We start from the raw sequence: 15,332 nt of genomic DNA, 5'->3' as shown, positions 1-15,332 counted from the left end.
CGAGCGGCCGGTCACGAGACGTCACGGCGAAAACCTTCACATGTCACCCATGGCGTGAAAGTGTTCGCCATACGATGACAGGACCGACCGGAGGACCTCAGCGATGACGCTCGACACCGTGCCGAGACCGGCACCCGCCCACCGAACGGCCCGGGACCGGGCGACGCGGCTCGCCGGGGCGCTCGTCGCCGCCGGCCTGGTGACGACGGGCCTCGCGGTGCCGGCGTCGGCAGCCCCCGGCGGGGTGGCCGCGGGGACCGTCACCCGACCGGCACCCACCGCCGCGTGGCCGGCACCGCGCGAGCTCGCGCTCGACGACGCGGGCGACGCCCTCGTCACCGACGTGGTGCAGCGGACGATCGCGCCGGGGCTCGAGCAGACGAGCTTCACGCGCCTCGGCCCGGACGGGTGGCTGAGCGGCGAGGTGCTCGTCGCCGAGCTCGGCTCGGACGACGTGCGCGTGGGGTACCTCGGCCCGGACGCGGTGGCCGGGAGCGCGACCGTCAGCGAGATGGCCGCGTCGCGCGGCGCCGTCGCCGCGGTGAACGGCGACTTCTTCGACATCAACGGCTCCGGTGCGCCGCTGGGCACCGCCGTGGACGACGGCACCCTCCTGTCCTCGGCGGTATCCGGTCGCGAGCGCTCCGCGGTCATCGACTCCGACGGGCTCGGACGCCTGGCCGAGCTGTTCCTCGAGGGCAGCGTGAGCGTCGGCGCGGAGCAGGCAGCGCACCCGGTCGCCGGCCTCAACGTCACGGCCGTCCAGGCGGGAGGGGTCGCCGTCTTCGACAGCGCGTGGGGTGCTCACACCCGCACGCGCGTCCTCGCGGCGGGGGAGCAGGGCGTCGAGGTGCTCGTGAGCCCCGACGGGACGGCGACCTCCGTCGGCACGCCCGGGAGCGGCCGGCTCGACGAGGGCGTGCGCGCCGTCGTCGCACGGCCGGGCGCGGCGGCGGACGCCCTCGCGGCGGTCGCCCCCGGCGACCCGGTGACTCTCGAGTACGGGCTGCGCGCGGACGCGGGCGACGTCGCCGTCGCGGTCGGTGGCGACCAGGGCGACTGGCTCCTCGAGGACGGCGAGCCGACCTCCTGGGAGGGCGGGCACTCGCTGGTCCGGCACCCCCGCACGGCGATCGGCTTCAGCGAGGACGGCGCGACCGCATACCTCGTGGTCGTCGACGGGCGCCAGTCGCACAGCACCGGCATGACGCTGCCCGAGCTCGGCGAGTTCCTGGGCCAGCTCGGCGCCGACGACGCGATCAACCTCGACGGCGGCGGGTCGAGCCAGATGAACGCGCGCCTGCCCGGCGACGCGTCGACGACGGTCCTCAACTCCCCGGCCGACGGCACCGAGCGCCGCGACGCGAACGGCCTCGGGCTGTTCGTCGCGGGCGGCTCGGGCGTCGCGAGCGCCTTCGCCGTGGCCCCGGCGCTCACGGTCGACGACGCCGACCGGGTGTTCCCCGGGCTGCACCGGACGCTGACCGCCAGGGCGTACGACGAGGTCGGGTCGCCCGTCGAGGGCGGGCCGTCCGCCTGGGCGAGCACCGACGACGCGGTCGCGGTCGCCACCGACGGCACGGTGACCGGCGTCGCACCGGGCACCGCCACAGTCACCGCCGTCGGTGGCCCCGACGGCACGGCGACCGGCAGCCAGGAGCTGCGGGTCCTCGGGCCGCTGGTCCGCGTGGCCGTCGACGAGCCGGTCGTCAGCCTCGCCGACGCCGGGTCGACCGCGACGCTCACCCTCACGGGGTACGACGCCGACGGGTACTCCGCCCCGATCGAGTCGCGCGACGTCGTCGTCAGCGGGGGAGAGGGCGTCGTCGCGCTCGAGCCGGGGACGTCCGGCACGTTCACGGTCCGCGGCACCGCGCCGTCGGGGGCCGCGACGCTCGACCTCGCCGTCGGGGAGCACCGGGCCCAGGTGGCGGTCGCCGTCTCCCTCGAGCAGGTCCCGGTGGCCGACTTCGCGGACGCCGCGACGTGGAAGGCCGCGAACGACCGTGCCCCCGGCGGCGGCGTCGCTCCCGCCGAGGGTCACGACGGCGCGCCCGGCCTGCGCCTCACCTACGACTTCACGCAGTCCACGGCGACGCGCGGCCAGTACGCCGTCGTCCCGGAGGCGACCCGCGAGATCGCGGGACAGCCGCAGCGGTTGACGATGTGGGTCGACGGCGACGCGAGCGGCGCGTGGCTGCGCCTGCAGGTCCAGCAGCGCAACGGTGTGACGACGCAGCTCGACGGGCCGAACGTCTCGTGGGAGGGCTGGCAGCAGGCCACCTTCGCCGTCCCCGCGGGCGTCGACTTCCCGCTGCGCCTGCAGCGCGTGCGCGTGCTCGAGACGCGCGCGTCCGCGCAGTACGCGGGGGCGATCACGATCAGCGACCTGCGGGCGCACGTCCCGCCGGCCGTCGAGACGCCGCCGGCAGGCCGCGTCGAGGACGACGTCGTCGTCGCGGAGAACGCCACCGACGCGTCCCCGCTCCGCGTCGCCGTGATGTCCGACGCGCAGTTCGTCGCACGGTCGCCGGAGTCGGGGGCGGTGGAGGGCGCGCGCCGCACGCTCCGGGAGATCGTCGCGTCCCGGCCGGACGTGCTCGTCATCAACGGCGACCTGGTCGACGAGGCGTCGCCCGCCGACTTCGACCTCGCGCGCGAGATCCTCGACGACGAGCTCGGCGGGACCGACCTGCCCTGGTACTACGTGCCCGGCAACCACGAGGTGATGGGCGGCTCGATCGAGAACTTCGTCGACGAGTTCGGCGACACCACGCACCACCTCGACGTCGACGGCACACGCCTCGTGCTGCTCGACACCGCGGCCGGCACGCTCAACGCCGACCACGCCCAGCTCCGGATGCTGCGCGAGCAGCTCGACGCCGCGGCGACGGACGACGCGGTGACGGGCGTCGTCGTCGTGGCGCACCACCCCGTCGACGACCCGCTGCCCACGAAGGCGAGCCAGCTCGTCGACCGGCTCGAGGCGGACGTCGTGCGCGGCTGGCTGGAGGACTTCCGCGAGACGTCGGGCAAGTCGGTCGCGAGCGTCGGCTCGCACGTCGGCGTCTTCCACGCGAAGACCGAGGACGGCGTGCCGTACGTCGTCAACGGCAACTCCGGCAAGAGCCCCGCGAGCACGCCCGACGACGGTGGTTTCACGGGCTGGACGATGCTCGGGATCGACCCCGCGCAGGGCCGGTGGTCCGATCCGTCCGGAGAGGTGCCCGAGGGACCGGGAGCCGGGTGGCTCGCCGTCGAGGTCAACGCGCGCGCGGACACCGTGGAGGTCGCGGGTCCCGCCGAGCTGGCCGTCGGCGCGTCGGGTGCGGTGAGCGCGACCGTGAACCAGGACGACGACCGCGTGGTCCCGGTCGCCTGGCCCGTCTCGGCGGCCTGGGGCGGGACGGACGGCGTCTTCGTCGGCGCTGCGCAGGACGCGCCGCGCGGGACGGTGGTCGCGCTGGACCCGGTCTCCCACGAGGTCACGGCCGTCGCACCCGGACGGGCGACGCTGACGGTCGAGGTGAACGACGTCGTCGGGACGCTCGACGTGCTCGTCCCGGCCGGGAAGCCGGGGCAGGCGCGGATCACCGACGACAACGGCTGGGACACGGGCCTGCGGGACGGCGACTACGCCGTCATGGTCGACCTGTGGTGGGGCGAGAACGCGACGACGCTGCGGCTGTACGAGGACGGCGAGCTGGTCAGCACGCAGCCGCTCGTCCACGGCGGCACGCGGGCGCAGCGGGTCGCCGTCCCGGTCACGGGCCGGACGAACGGTGCGTACACCTACACGTGCGAGCTCGAGAACGCCGTGGGGGTCACCCCGTGCGCCGGCGCGCACACCGTCCTGGTGGCGGACGCGAACCCCGGCACGCCGGACCTGTCGCACGACAACCACGACCGCGACGGCGACTACACCGTCACGGTGAACAAGTGGTGGGGCACGCAGGCCACCGGGTACGTGCTGTACGAGGGCGGGGTCGAGATCGACCGGCAGGAGCTCGTGCCGGGCGAGGGCGGGGCCGCGCAGGCGGCGTCGACCGTCCTCACGGGCAAGGCCCCCGGCCGCTACACCTACGTCGCCGTGCTGACCAACGCCGCGGGGGAGACACGGAGCAGGGAGGTCACCGTCACGGTGCGGTGACGCTCGTCCGCGCCGCGGGCGACCCGAGGTCGCCCGCGGCGCCGCGTCGGTGGCACCGTCAGTGGAACGTGGTGGCGTAGTACGACTGCTGGTCGACCGTCTCGACGGTGACGTCCTGGTTGCGCTCGAGGTGGCGCCGGAGGTTGTCCGCGAAGCGCAGGGAGTCGTCGTTGAAGCGCGAGACGTCGTACGCGCACACCACGCGGTGCTCGGCGAGGTGCGCGACCAGGGCATCGATCATGTCCATGAACGTCCGCGTCGCGCGACGGCCCGGGTGGGCGAGCGTGAAGCCGATGTACCAGACGGCACCGCGCGCCGCGTGCTCGGGGTAGCGCGCGGCGAAGAACTCGGGGCTGACCCAGGGCACGGCAGCGAGGTCGGTCGCGAGCGTCGTCATGCCCACCGCCTCGCCCTGACCGTCGTGCGCGAGGAGCTTCAGGACGCGCGGGTCCTCCATCTCCTCCACGAACTCCTCGTGGTGCAGCACGTGCCGCGCCGCGGCGCGCGTCCGCAACGGCTCGAACGCCTTGAGGTACAGACGCCAGAACCGCTCCGCGACGTCGTCCGTGACCGTGGTCTCGAACGTCACGTCAGCGCGCATCGCCGGCCTCCTCCCAGCCCGCCCGGCGGAACGTCGCCACGACGACGGCCGCCACCGGCAGCGTCTCGCAGGTGATGCCGACGAGGTGGCGACCGGCCTCGTGGTACGTCCCGCCGCGGGTGGCGGAGAGGTCCTCGAGGCTGTGCGTGAGGTCCGTCTCGACCTGCTCGTGCGACGGGCCCTCGTGCTCGACGAACAGCCCGGCGCCGCTCCCGTCGTCCCGCAGGGACCAGGCCACGCCCGCCCACGCCTCGTGCCCGGGGAGCTGCGCGTGGGCCTCCGCGTACACGCAGTACAGGGCGTCGCCGTGCGCTCCGACCAGCTGGTCGGCGCCGGCGACCTCCAGCACCCGGCTGCCCGGCGGGACGACCGAGCTGAGACGCACGAGGTTGTAGTCGGCCACCCCCGCGGCCATGAGCGCGGCGTCGAAGGCGGCCAGGGTGGTCCGGCCGGTACCGGCGCCGGAGCTCACACGGATGGTCAGTGCGTCGGTCATGGGGTCCTCTGGGTCGGGGCCGGGGGGACGTCGACGTGGACACGGGGCGTGAGCCCCGAGGCGGCGTCGAGAAGGTCGAGCACGGGCCGGAGGATGGTCTCCGGTGCGGCCCGACCCTTGGTCAGGAACACTGTGGGGCCCGGGCCGAGGTCGGCACGCTCGTCGGAGCCCAGCTCGGAGCCGCTGTACACGACGACGGGCAGCCGGCGGAGCCTGCCGTCCCGACGGAGCGCCGCGACGAGGTCCTTGCCCGTGCCGTCGGGCAGGGCGAGGTCGAGCACGATGAGGTCGGGGTCGTCCGCGCGGGTCAGGGCGTCCCGGGCCTCGGCGACCGACGCCACCTGCGTCACGACGAGCCCACCGCTCTCGAGGACGGTGGCGAGCACGGTGCGCAGGTCGTCGTCGTCCTCCACGACGAGGACGCGGCCGTGGTGGGGACGCAGCCTGATGACGTCGTGCACCGTCTGCGCGAGCCGGGCCGGGTCGACCGGCTTGACGAGCCAGCCGTCCGCGAGCACTGCGACCTCGCGCGCCTCCGTCGGACGCGTCCCCGACACGACGACGACGGGCACGTCCGCGGTCGCGGCGGTGCGACGCAGCCGGCCGAGCACTTCGGTCCCGTCGGTGCCGGGCATGGCGAGGTCGAGGACGAGCGCGGCGGGGTGCTCCTCCTCGACGAGCGCGACCGCCTCGTCGCCGTCCGTCACCCCGACGACGTCGTACCCGCGCGCCTCGAGGACCTCGCGCAGGACGTCGACCACGTAGGGGTCGTCGTCGACGACGACGACCCGCGGCGTCGGCAGCCCGAGGTCGTCTGCCGTGTCGCCCCGCATCGCACGACCGTCCGCCACCGTCCCCGAGCCCTCCGGGTCGGGGGGCCGGACCCGGGACGCCGGGCTCGCCACACGCGGGACGGTGAGACGAAAGCTGGAGCCCGTCCCCTCGCCGTCGCTCACGGCCCACATGCGACCGCTGTGACGCTCCACGATGCTGCGCGCGATCGCGAGGCCCAGCCCGGTCCCTCCGCGCTCCCGGGCGTCAGAGGCGTCGACCTGCTCGAACCGACGGAACACGGTCTCCAGCTTGTCCGGCGGGATGCCACGCCCCTCGTCGTCGACGCGCAGCTCGACCATCTCGCCGACCGCGACCGAGGACACGCGGACCGTCCCGCCACCGGGGGAGAACTTCACCGCGTTGCTGAGGAGGTTCGTCAGGGTCTGGACGATGCGTTCCCCGTCGGCGTGCACCACCTCCGGCCCCGTGCCGGAGGTGTCGAGGAGGACACCCGCGTCGTGCGCGAGGATCGTGACCTGCTCGACCGCGGCGGCGACGAGCTCGTCCACCGGGTGGTCCGCCAGCTCGAGCGACGTCGTCCCGGCGTCCATGCGCTCGACGTCGAGGATGTCGTCGACGAGCCGGTTGAGGCGCTCGCTGCTGGCGAGGGCGATGTGGACCATGCGTGACGCCTGTGCCGGGTCCCCGTCGAGGATGCCGCTCTCGAGCAGGCCGAGCGCGCCGCGGATGGACGTGAGGGGCGTACGGAGCTCGTGGCTGACGACCGAGACGAACTCGTCCTTGATGCGTTCGACCTCGCGTCGCTCCGCGACGTCGCGGAAGACGACCACCGCGCCCCGGATCGTCCCGTCGTCGCGCAGCGGGCTGGCGGTCACCTCGACCGGGACGTCCTTGCCGTCCAGGCGGCGGTACACGTCCAGCTCCGCCGTGGCCGTGACGCCGTCGCGCACGGCCTCCGTGATGTAGCAGCGCTCGACCGGGTACGCCGTGCCGTCCTCGGCCGGTGCGTGGAACGTCGTGTGGGCCTCGCGCCCCACGAGGTCCGCGGCCGACGCCCCGAGCGTGCGTGCTCCGGCGGCGTTGACGAACGTGACCCGGCCGGACGCGTCGACGCCGTAGATGCCGTCCGCGACCGACTCGAGCGTGCGCTCGCGCTCGCTCGCGAGCGAGCGCAGCTGCGCCGTGCGCTCCTCCACGCGTCGCTCGAGCCCGTGCCGGAGCGACTCGTTGTCCACGACCACGAGGATCTGGCGCGCGACCACGGCCACGAGCACCGCGACCCACAGGACGTTGGCGATCGCCGGGATCGTGTCGTCCGCCTGGGCGACGCGGACGAGCGCCGCGGCGAGGAAGAGGAGGAAGGTCACTGCCGTGCCGAGGACGGCCGAACCCTCGGCGCGCCGGTCCGCGAGCGGGCTTCCCGACGCCGCGGGATGCCGTGCGGCGAGGGCGATGGCGAGGTAGCCGCCCACCCATGCCACGTCGACGGGGCTGCCGAACGCGAACTCGCCGCCCGCCGAGAGGAGGGCGAACGCGACGTCGGCGACGGCGTAGAGGACGAAGCCGCTGCCCACGAGCACCAACGGCACGCGCTCGGACGCGCTCGAACGGGTCATGACGAGCACGGCGAGGGTGGCGAGCAGCGCGTCGACGACCGGGAGGGCGTACGCCGTGACGGAGGGCGCGGTCTGCCACGACTCGCCCTCGAGCACGACCGCGAACACCGCGATGTAGAGGACCGACCCGCCCACGACCACGCTGTCGAACAGCATGCGGACGATCTCCTGCCCGCGGGGGCGCACCGTCGGGAACAGCGCGAGGCCGACGATCCCCAGGCAGAGGGCTGCGATGTAGGCGACGTCCCCGGTCGTCGGGTCGCCGACGACCGCCGCGTAGACGTTGCCGAGCAGACCCACCACGCCGCCGAGGGAGAGGAGGCCCCAGGCCCGGCGTCGGCGTCCCGTCGACCGCGACGCGCGCCAGCCGCAGCTCACTGCGGCGACCACCCCGGCCGCGGCGATCGAGGCGCGGGAGATCTCCTCGCGCACCGCCTGGTCGAGCGGGCTGGCGAGCAGCACCACGAGGACGAGCACCCCGACGCCCGCCACCCAGGACCAGCGGACGAAGCTCTCCCAGGCTCGCGCCGCCGCGCGCTGCCCCTCCTGCATGCGACGAGCGTAGGTGAAGGGTGACGTGCTCGCCGTCCGGCGGCGACCGGCGCCGCCCTGGGTTACGGTCGATCGGGCGGCGACGAGCGAGCGGACGGGGACGGCACAGGTGGTAGCAGGGGGCCGACGCGTGGTGGTCATCGACGACGACGCGTCCATCCGCGAGGTCGCGGCGCTCGCGCTCACCGCGGTCGGCGGGCACGAGGTGCACACCGCCGGCGACGGTGCGGAGGGGATGGCGGTCGCGCGCGAGGTCCGCCCGGACGTGATCCTCCTCGACGTGATGATGCCGACGGTCGACGGCCCGGCGGTGCTCGCCCGGATCCGGGCGGACGACCGGCTGCGCGACGTGCCGGTCGTGTTCCTCACGGCGAAGGTCGGCACGCAGGACATCTCCCGGCTCGACGGGCTCGGCGCAGCGGCCGTCCTGACGAAGCCGTTCGATCCCCTGACCCTTCCCGACCGGCTCGCCGAGGTCCTCGGGTGGGCGCGTTGACGCCTGGCGACCGGCCCGACCCCGCCCCGGGGTTCGACGACGCGCTCGCCCTGCTCTCCGACCGCGCCCGGCAGCGCAACGCCGCGCGCACGGCCCGGCTGCTCGAGCTGCTCGACGCGGGAGGGGCCCCGGAACCCGGCGCCCGCGCCGAGGCCGTGCAGCTCTGCCACGCGCTCGCAGGCTCGGCCGGGACGTTCGGCGACGAGGCGCTCACGGACGCCGCCCGGCACCTGGAGGACGTTCTCCGCGCGGAGGACGACTCCCGGACACCCGACGCCCTGGACCGCCTGCGCAGGGCCGCCCGGCCCGGTGGCGCGGGAAACTGAGCCAATCCTGAGCATCCGTTGGGCTTCGGGGCGCAGGTCCTTGAGGTAGCTCGGGGAGCGTGGGTCCTGCCTCGGGGGACCGCCCCCACGGTCCACGAGGGGGAGACTCATGTTCCACACCAGCACGCACCCGGTCCCAGCGCTCGACGGGCGCCCCGGCGACGAGACCGGCGCCGTCCGGCCGCAGGTCCCGACGCCGACCTACCTGTCGTCGGGCCCGCGCCCGACGGTCGACGCCGCGATGGCGGCGCTCAGCGACGTGCTCGAGCGGACGCTCCAGGAGGACCTCGCACAGGGGATGGTCCCGACCGTCGAGCACCTTGCGGTCGACGTCGTGACCGAGGACCGGCACGTCGGGGGCTCCCACGTCGCCGTCGCTCTCGTCCTTCTGTCCTTCCGCCGCGCGGCCTGACCTGCGACGACGCATGTCGGCGGCCCTGCGCGGCCGCCCTGGGAGAGACCTCAGGACGAACGTCCTGAACGAAGGGTGAAAACACGCGTCATGAACATGACCTTCGCCCGTCTCTTCCAGTAGCACCACACCGGATCCGTCAGGGGTGTTGGCGTGACCGGAAATAATCTGGAGGAGAACATGAGCACCATCGAGCTGGTCCGCCCGTCGGCGTTCCCGCTGGCTGCCTCGCCGCAGCCCATCGCACCGCTGACCCGCCGCGAGCGCGTCGTCCTGTCGAACCTGTCCGAGGACGTGACCCTCGAGCAGATCGCCACCAAGCTCTTCGTCACCCGCAACACCGTCAAGTCGCAGGTGCGCAGCCTCTACCGCAAGCTCGGCGTCTCGACGCGTGCGGAGGCCGTGGCCTGGGCCCGCGCCGCCGGCCTGCGCTGAGGCGAGGTCGTGCGTCACGTGCGTGCCACCGGCACGACACGCCGACGTGCGACACTCCGCCTATGACACTGCGCAGACTCGTCGTGGCGGCGGCGATCGTCGACGACCTCGCCGCGCCGCGCCTGCTCCTGGCTGCGCGCCGGTCACGCCCGGCGCATCTCGCGGGACGGTGGGAGTTCCCCGGCGGCAAGGTCGACCCGGGGGAGACGCCCGAGGAGGCGCTGCACCGTGAGCTCCGCGAGGAGCTCGGCGTGCGTGTGGAGCTCGGTGACGAGGTCGTCGGGCCGGAGCACGGGACCTGGGTCATCACGGACCGCCACGTCATGCGGCTGTGGTTCGCGCGCGTCGTCGACGGCGAACCGGAGCCGCTCGTCGAGCACGACGACCTCGCCTGGCTCGAGCCGGGGGAGTGGCACGCCGTGGAGTGGCTCGACGGCGACGTGCCCATCGTCGAGGAGCTCACGCGACAGGTCGCGTCGGAAGCCGTCTGACCCAGCGATCGACCTCCCGCCTCGAGCGCAGCCGGACGAGCGCGACGTGCGGGGCGTCCCGGGCCACGCGCTCGGGAAGGTCGCGGTACTTGTGCCGCGTGACCCACGCCCAGCGGACGATGTTCTCCTCGGGCGGCTGGAGGACGGAGCGCCAGAGGGGCGGCTCCACGTTGCCGTTCCACAGCACCTCGCGTCGGACCGAGCGTCGTACCGTCCGGCCGAGCACCTGACGCATGGTCGCGCTCGTCGGCAGGTCCAGCCAGACGAGGAGCTCGACCCGGGCGAGGATCAGCGGTCGCGCCGTGGAGTACTGCCACTCGGTGACGAACGTGTCCTGAGCGAGGAGTGCGCGGACGTCGTCGAGAAACTCGGGTCGCGGGACCCAGCCGGGCCCGTGGTAGAGCCCGTCGATGTCGGTGTGCGGCACGCCGAGCCGCTGCGAGAGCCGGCCCGCGAGCGTCGTCTTGCCCGACCCGGACACCCCGGCCACGGTGATCCGGCGCGGTGCGTGGCCGAGGTGCGCGACGACGTCGTCGTCCGGTCCGAGAAGAGGCACCCGCGGAAACTACCCCACCCGCCGAGTGCTGGGTATGTGTCGTCACCGTGGGCTCTCGACGACAGATACCCAGCACTCAGCAGCAGGTGGGTCAGCCGACCGGCTGGACCCAGGGCGACGGCGCCGGGGGAGCGACGACCGGCGGGCGGTCGGTGCAGCTCGGTGCGCTCGGCACGAACCGGCCGAGCCAGTTCACCGACCCGGGCTCCCACGGGCTGAGCGACGTGCCGTCGTTCCCGCCGAGGTCGGTCAGGGTGAACTCGGTGCCGCCCGCCGGGAAGTTGAACGACCCGCAGTTGTTCACGCCCGCCCAGCCGACGTTGCGCGCGTCGACGTTCTCGAACGACGCGCCGCCCCGGACGCGGGCGCTGACCACGGACGTCCCCGTCCCGTCCACCCGCACGTCCTCGAAGGCCACGCCCTCGATCGCGACCTGGTCCTTCACGCCCCAGTCGGACACGAGCATGATCGCGTTGTAGGTGCTGTCGAGGTAGTGGTCGCCGGTCACGCGGACGTCCGCGTCGATGTCGCGGTCGAGCGCGTAGAACCAGATCGCGCCGAGCCCCACGTTCCAGTTGAGCTCGTACGTCCCGGCGCGCACCGCGGTGTTGTCGGTGAAGTCGAGCGTGCCCGTGAACGGTTCCGCGCCGAAGCGTGACCCGACGTGGAGCCCGCTGCCCTCGCGCACCGGGTCGGCGACGAGGTTGGCCCGCACGGTGTTGTCCGTGCCCCCGTAGACCGCGATGCCGTTCGCGAGGGTGTTCGACTGGACCGTGTTGCGCTCGAGCACGTTGCCCGTGTTCGAGAGCTTCTCGGACCACATGGCGAGGCCGTCGTCCCCGGTGTTCCGGATGAAGTTGCCCCGGACGACGGAGTCGGTCACGCCGCCGTGGAAGTTGAGCGCGTCGGCGATCTGGTCCACGACCACGTTCTTCTCGACGACGAGGTTCTCCATCGGCCCGTCGAACCACAGCCCGACCTTGGTGTGCTGGATGTACAGCCCGGAGACCGACGAGTCGCTCAGCGCGCCGCCGACCCCGTTGACCTGGTCGGTGTCGATCCGTTCGCGCACGTCACCGACGATCGCGAAGTCGCGCAGGTGCACGTCGCGGCTGCCCCCCTCGTCCGCGTACCGCCCGTAGAACCCGACGCCCGTGTGCACGGACCCGTCCTCGGCCGGCTCGTCCAGCGCGACCTCGCTGCCGCGGAAGACGGTGTACCAGCTCCCGGCGCCCTGGATCGTCACGTCGTCGACCACCACGTGCCGGTTCACCCGGTAGACGCCCGGCGGGACGTAGACCTCGAGGTCGCGCTTCTTCGCCCACGCGATCGTCCGGTCGAGCGCGTCGGCGGAGTCGCGGCGGCCCGTGGGGTCGGCGCCGAAGAGCAGCGCGTTGGCCGCGCGGAGACGGATCGTCGGGGGAGCGACCTTCTCCGAGTCGAGCAGGTCGATCACCGTCCAGGCAGCGTTGCTGCCGGCGGGCATCGTGAGCCGGATCGTCTCGCCGGCCTTCACCGTCCGACCGAGCAGCAGGCGCTGCTCGTCGTAGAACTTCATGGGCCGGAACGGGGTGTCGAACGTCGGGACGGGCGTCGTCTGCGACGGGACGCACGCGCACTCCGTGACCCACCAGTCGGGCTGCAGGAGGCCGGCGGTCGGGTCGTTCGTGAACGGGTACTGGTTGTACAGGTAGGAGTACTCGGACGTGAGCGTCATGCGGCGGTCGACGCCGACCTTCTTCCCCTGGCGCAGCACCGAGACGTCGAGCGGTGCGCGGATCCCCCCGCCCTCGGGCGCGTCCGGGAGCGCGTAGCGCACGGTGATCCCGTTCGCGGCGGCGGGCAGCGTGAACTCGACGTGCTGGCCCGCGGTGAGCCGGACCGCCGACCGCCCGGACGCCTCGGCCTCGATCGTGTAGGCGTCGCGCCCCGGGCCGATCACGGTGCCCGTCGTCACGGCGTTCTCGGCCTCCTGCTCGACGAACGGCACGTCCGCGCCGCGTCCCTCGACGAGGGCGGGGTCGAGGGCGGCGCGCGTCACCGGGGTCGGGGCAGGCGGGGTGGGCCGCGCCTGGGCGAGCGCCGCCGGCGCGGTGCCGGCAACGAGCGTGAGCGCGACGGCCGCTGCGGCAGCCGTCGTCGCGACGTGGCCGCGCCGTGCGCGAGCCGCGTGCGCCGAGCGAGGTGCGGGTCCTGCGCGGCGAGAGGGTGCGTTGCCGGGGTGGAAGATGCTGCGAATCATCGTCGATCCGTCTCTGTCGGGAGGCGCGGCCTCCGTGCGGCCCGGCGGGCGTGCTGGCCCGCCGGTCGGCGCGTGGTCGCACCACCGCGCACCGTCGTCGAGCAGACCCTAGGCCGGTCCGGCAGTCGACACAAGAGGAGTTGCGACGAGTTTTCATCATGGTGTCGACTTCTTGCACTTTCGTCGCCGCGATGGCGGCAGGGGCACCACTCGTCGTCCGTCGCCGGTCCCGACCTTCGCCGGTGACGACCGTGCCTCGGGGGACGGACTGCTGACCGGACCGTTCCCCGCGCGGGCCCACGTCCTGGACAGTACGTTCACCGCGTGACCCGCTTCGGTGCGATCCTGCGCGCACGACTGCGCGACGCGGGGGACCGGGTGCCCCCGTGGGTGTCCGCCCTCCTCGGGACCGTGTGCGTGATCGTCGGTGCGGTCGTGGTGCTGCGGCCGTTCGCATCGCTCGCCCTGCTCGTCGTCGCGGTCGTGGTGGGGTCCGTCGTGCTCGGCGTCGCGGAGCTCGTCGGCGACCGACCCACGACGGGCGAGGTCGCGGCCTCGGCCTCGAGGTGGTCGCCCGTGCTGCGCGTCGCGCGTGCGCTCACGTTCCTGGCTCTCGCCGCCGCCGTCGCCCTGTGGCCGGGTCCGTCCCTGCTCGTCGTCACGATCCTGGTCGGGATCGGGCTCGTCGTCTCGGGCGCGCTCGACGTCCTCGAGGGGATGCTCGCGCGGGGCACCGAGCGGTGGACGCTCGTCCTGCTGGGTGTCGCGAGCGCCGTCCTCGGCCTGCTCGCGCTCGCCTGGCCGGACGTGACCGTGCTCGTCGTCGCGGTCGGCCTGGGCGTCCGCCTCGTCCTCCTCGGGGTACGCCTCGCCGTCAGCGGTGTCCGGCGCTCGCGGGAGGGCGGCGCCGAGCGCGAGGGCGACGTCGTCGCGGTGCCTGGCGGGTCGCACCGTGCCGGTCTCGCCGGGGCGATCGTGGCGGTCGTGCTCGCGACAGGCCTCGCCGGCGTGAGCGTCGCGGTCCAGAGCGGCGCACCGCGTCCGGACGCGTTCTACGACCCCCCGGCCGACGTCCCGTCCGAGCCCGGCCGGCTCCTGCGCGCCGAGCCGTTCTCGCGCGCCGTCCCCGACGGCTCCACCGCGTGGCGCGTGCTCTACACGACCACGCGCGACGAGGACGAGCCCGCGCTCTCGAGCGCGATCGTCGTGCTCCCCGACCTGCCCGACGACGCAGCCCCGCCCCCCGTCGTCGCCTGGGCGCACGGGACGACCGGCTTCGCGCGCGGCTGCGCGCCGTCGGTCCTCGACGAGCCGTTCGAGTCCGGGGCGTTCTACCTGCTCGACGACGTGCTCGCGCGCGGCTGGGCGCTCGTCGCGCCCGACTACACGGGGCTCGGGACGGACTCCCCCCACCCGTACCTGATCGGTGAGGGGGAAGGGCGGTCGGTCCTGGACGCCGTCCGCGCGGCGCGCGGCCTCGACGGCGTGGCGCTCGGCGAGCAGACAGTGGTCTGGGGGCACTCGCAGGGCGGGCACGCCGCCCTGTGGACGGGACAGGTCGCGCCGGAGTACGCCGCCGACGTGCCCCTGGCAGGTGTCGCCGCGCTCGCCCCCGCGAGCGACCTGCCCGCGCTCGTCGAGCACCTCGAGGCAGTGCCGGGCGGCAGCATCTTCGCCTCGTACGTGGTGGAGGCGTACGCCGCCGCCTACCCGGAGGCGGACCCGTACGACGTCGTCCGGCCCGGCGCGCGGATCGTGGTGCACGAGATGGCGACGCGATGCCTCGCGGAGCCGGGCGCGCTCGTCTCCCTGGCGGAGACGCTCGCCATGGACCAGCCCTTGTGGACGGGCGACCCCACGACCGGCGCGTTCGGGGAGCGTCTCGCGGAGAACGTCCCGACCGGACCCGTCGCGGAGCCGGTGCTCGTCGCCCAGGGAGCGGACGACACGCTCGTCGTGCCGGGGATGCAGGACGCGTACGTCGGCACGCGGTGCGCTCAGGGCCAGCCCGTGGACTACCGGCGGTACGACGGCGCCGACCACGTGGGTCTGGTCGAGGCGGGTTCGCCGCTCGTCCCGGACCTGCTGCGCTGGACGGAGGACCGCCTCGCAGGTACCGCGCCGACGCCGACGTGCGGCATGGGATGAACGTTCCTTCCTGCGC

12 protein-coding genes are annotated in these 15,332 nt (G+C 74.0%); 7 read left to right on the top strand and 5 right to left on the bottom strand.

The genetic code is table 11. The features are described from left to right. Positions 1 to 103: 103 nt before the first annotated feature. Positions 104 to 4,150: a phosphodiester glycosidase family protein gene (locus ACZCLJ_RS12905; RefSeq protein WP_463103989.1), complete on the top strand. Its 4,047-nt coding sequence runs from the start codon at positions 104 to 106 to the stop codon at positions 4,148 to 4,150. A 58-nt stretch (positions 4,151 to 4,208) separates the two neighbouring features. Here ACZCLJ_RS12905 and ACZCLJ_RS12900 read toward each other — a convergent pair whose 3' ends face one another. Genes ACZCLJ_RS12900 through ACZCLJ_RS12890 form a run of 3 tightly spaced genes read right to left on the bottom strand, consistent with a single transcriptional unit; the run spans position 4,209 to position 8,210 of the window. Further along, on the bottom strand, positions 4,209 to 4,751 hold the full coding sequence (locus tag ACZCLJ_RS12900; protein ID WP_463103988.1) for a hypothetical protein: 543 nt from the start codon (positions 4,749 to 4,751) through the stop codon (positions 4,209 to 4,211). Next, positions 4,741 to 5,247: a pyruvoyl-dependent arginine decarboxylase gene (locus tag ACZCLJ_RS12895; protein ID WP_251153018.1), complete on the bottom strand. Its 507-nt coding sequence runs from the start codon at positions 5,245 to 5,247 to the stop codon at positions 4,741 to 4,743. Before ACZCLJ_RS12895 ends, ACZCLJ_RS12900 begins: the two co-directional genes overlap by 11 nt. Next, a complete protein-coding gene (locus tag ACZCLJ_RS12890) occupies positions 5,244 to 8,210 on the bottom strand; it encodes a response regulator (RefSeq protein ID WP_463103987.1) in 2,967 nt (988 codons plus the stop codon). The genes ACZCLJ_RS12895 and ACZCLJ_RS12890 overlap by 4 nt, the downstream gene beginning before the upstream one ends. 130 nt (positions 8,211 to 8,340) lie before the next feature. Here ACZCLJ_RS12890 and ACZCLJ_RS12885 point away from each other — a divergent pair, with 130 nt between their 5' ends. The 5 genes from ACZCLJ_RS12885 to ACZCLJ_RS12865 all read left to right on the top strand — a co-directional run bounded on the left by ACZCLJ_RS12885 (position 8,341) and on the right by ACZCLJ_RS12865 (position 10,370). Beyond that, entirely contained in the window at positions 8,341 to 8,706 is a 366-nt protein-coding gene (locus ACZCLJ_RS12885; RefSeq protein ID WP_251153020.1) for a response regulator, read from the top strand. Further along, entirely contained in the window at positions 8,694 to 9,032 is a 339-nt protein-coding gene (locus tag ACZCLJ_RS12880) for an Hpt domain-containing protein (RefSeq protein ID WP_463103986.1), read from the top strand. Before ACZCLJ_RS12885 ends, ACZCLJ_RS12880 begins: the two co-directional genes overlap by 13 nt. 109 nt (positions 9,033 to 9,141) lie before the next feature. Continuing rightward, on the top strand, positions 9,142 to 9,444 hold the full coding sequence (locus tag ACZCLJ_RS12875) for a hypothetical protein (RefSeq protein ID WP_463103985.1): 303 nt from the start codon (positions 9,142 to 9,144) through the stop codon (positions 9,442 to 9,444). A gap of 180 nt (positions 9,445 to 9,624) precedes the next feature. Further along, a complete protein-coding gene (locus tag ACZCLJ_RS12870) occupies positions 9,625 to 9,879 on the top strand; it encodes a helix-turn-helix domain-containing protein (RefSeq protein WP_251153023.1) in 255 nt (84 codons plus the stop codon). 62 nt (positions 9,880 to 9,941) lie between these two features. Beyond that, the gene (locus ACZCLJ_RS12865) at positions 9,942 to 10,370 is read left to right on the top strand and encodes a (deoxy)nucleoside triphosphate pyrophosphohydrolase (RefSeq protein WP_251153024.1); all 429 of its coding nucleotides are present in this window, start codon (positions 9,942 to 9,944) and stop codon (positions 10,368 to 10,370) included. On the opposite strand, the gene ACZCLJ_RS12860 is transcribed toward ACZCLJ_RS12865, so the two are convergent. Both ACZCLJ_RS12860 and ACZCLJ_RS12855 read right to left on the bottom strand, forming a co-directional pair. Next, positions 10,339 to 10,926 (bottom strand): P-loop NTPase family protein, encoded by a 588-nt coding sequence (locus ACZCLJ_RS12860; protein ID WP_251153025.1) that lies wholly within the window; start codon positions 10,924 to 10,926, stop codon positions 10,339 to 10,341. The genes ACZCLJ_RS12865 and ACZCLJ_RS12860 overlap by 32 nt on opposite strands. A 91-nt stretch (positions 10,927 to 11,017) precedes the next feature. Further along, positions 11,018 to 13,168: a glycosyl hydrolase family 28-related protein gene (locus ACZCLJ_RS12855; protein ID WP_463103984.1), complete on the bottom strand. Its 2,151-nt coding sequence runs from the start codon at positions 13,166 to 13,168 to the stop codon at positions 11,018 to 11,020. A gap of 324 nt (positions 13,169 to 13,492) precedes the next feature. On the opposite strand from ACZCLJ_RS12855, the gene ACZCLJ_RS12850 reads away from it, so the two are divergent. Continuing rightward, on the top strand, positions 13,493 to 15,316 hold the full coding sequence (locus tag ACZCLJ_RS12850; RefSeq protein ID WP_463103983.1) for a lipase family protein: 1,824 nt from the start codon (positions 13,493 to 13,495) through the stop codon (positions 15,314 to 15,316). Positions 15,317 to 15,332 lie beyond the last annotated feature (16 nt).

It is taken from the genome of Cellulosimicrobium sp. So1_17 (assembly GCF_055181235.1).
This window is presented reverse-complemented; position numbering and strand designations above follow the sequence as displayed.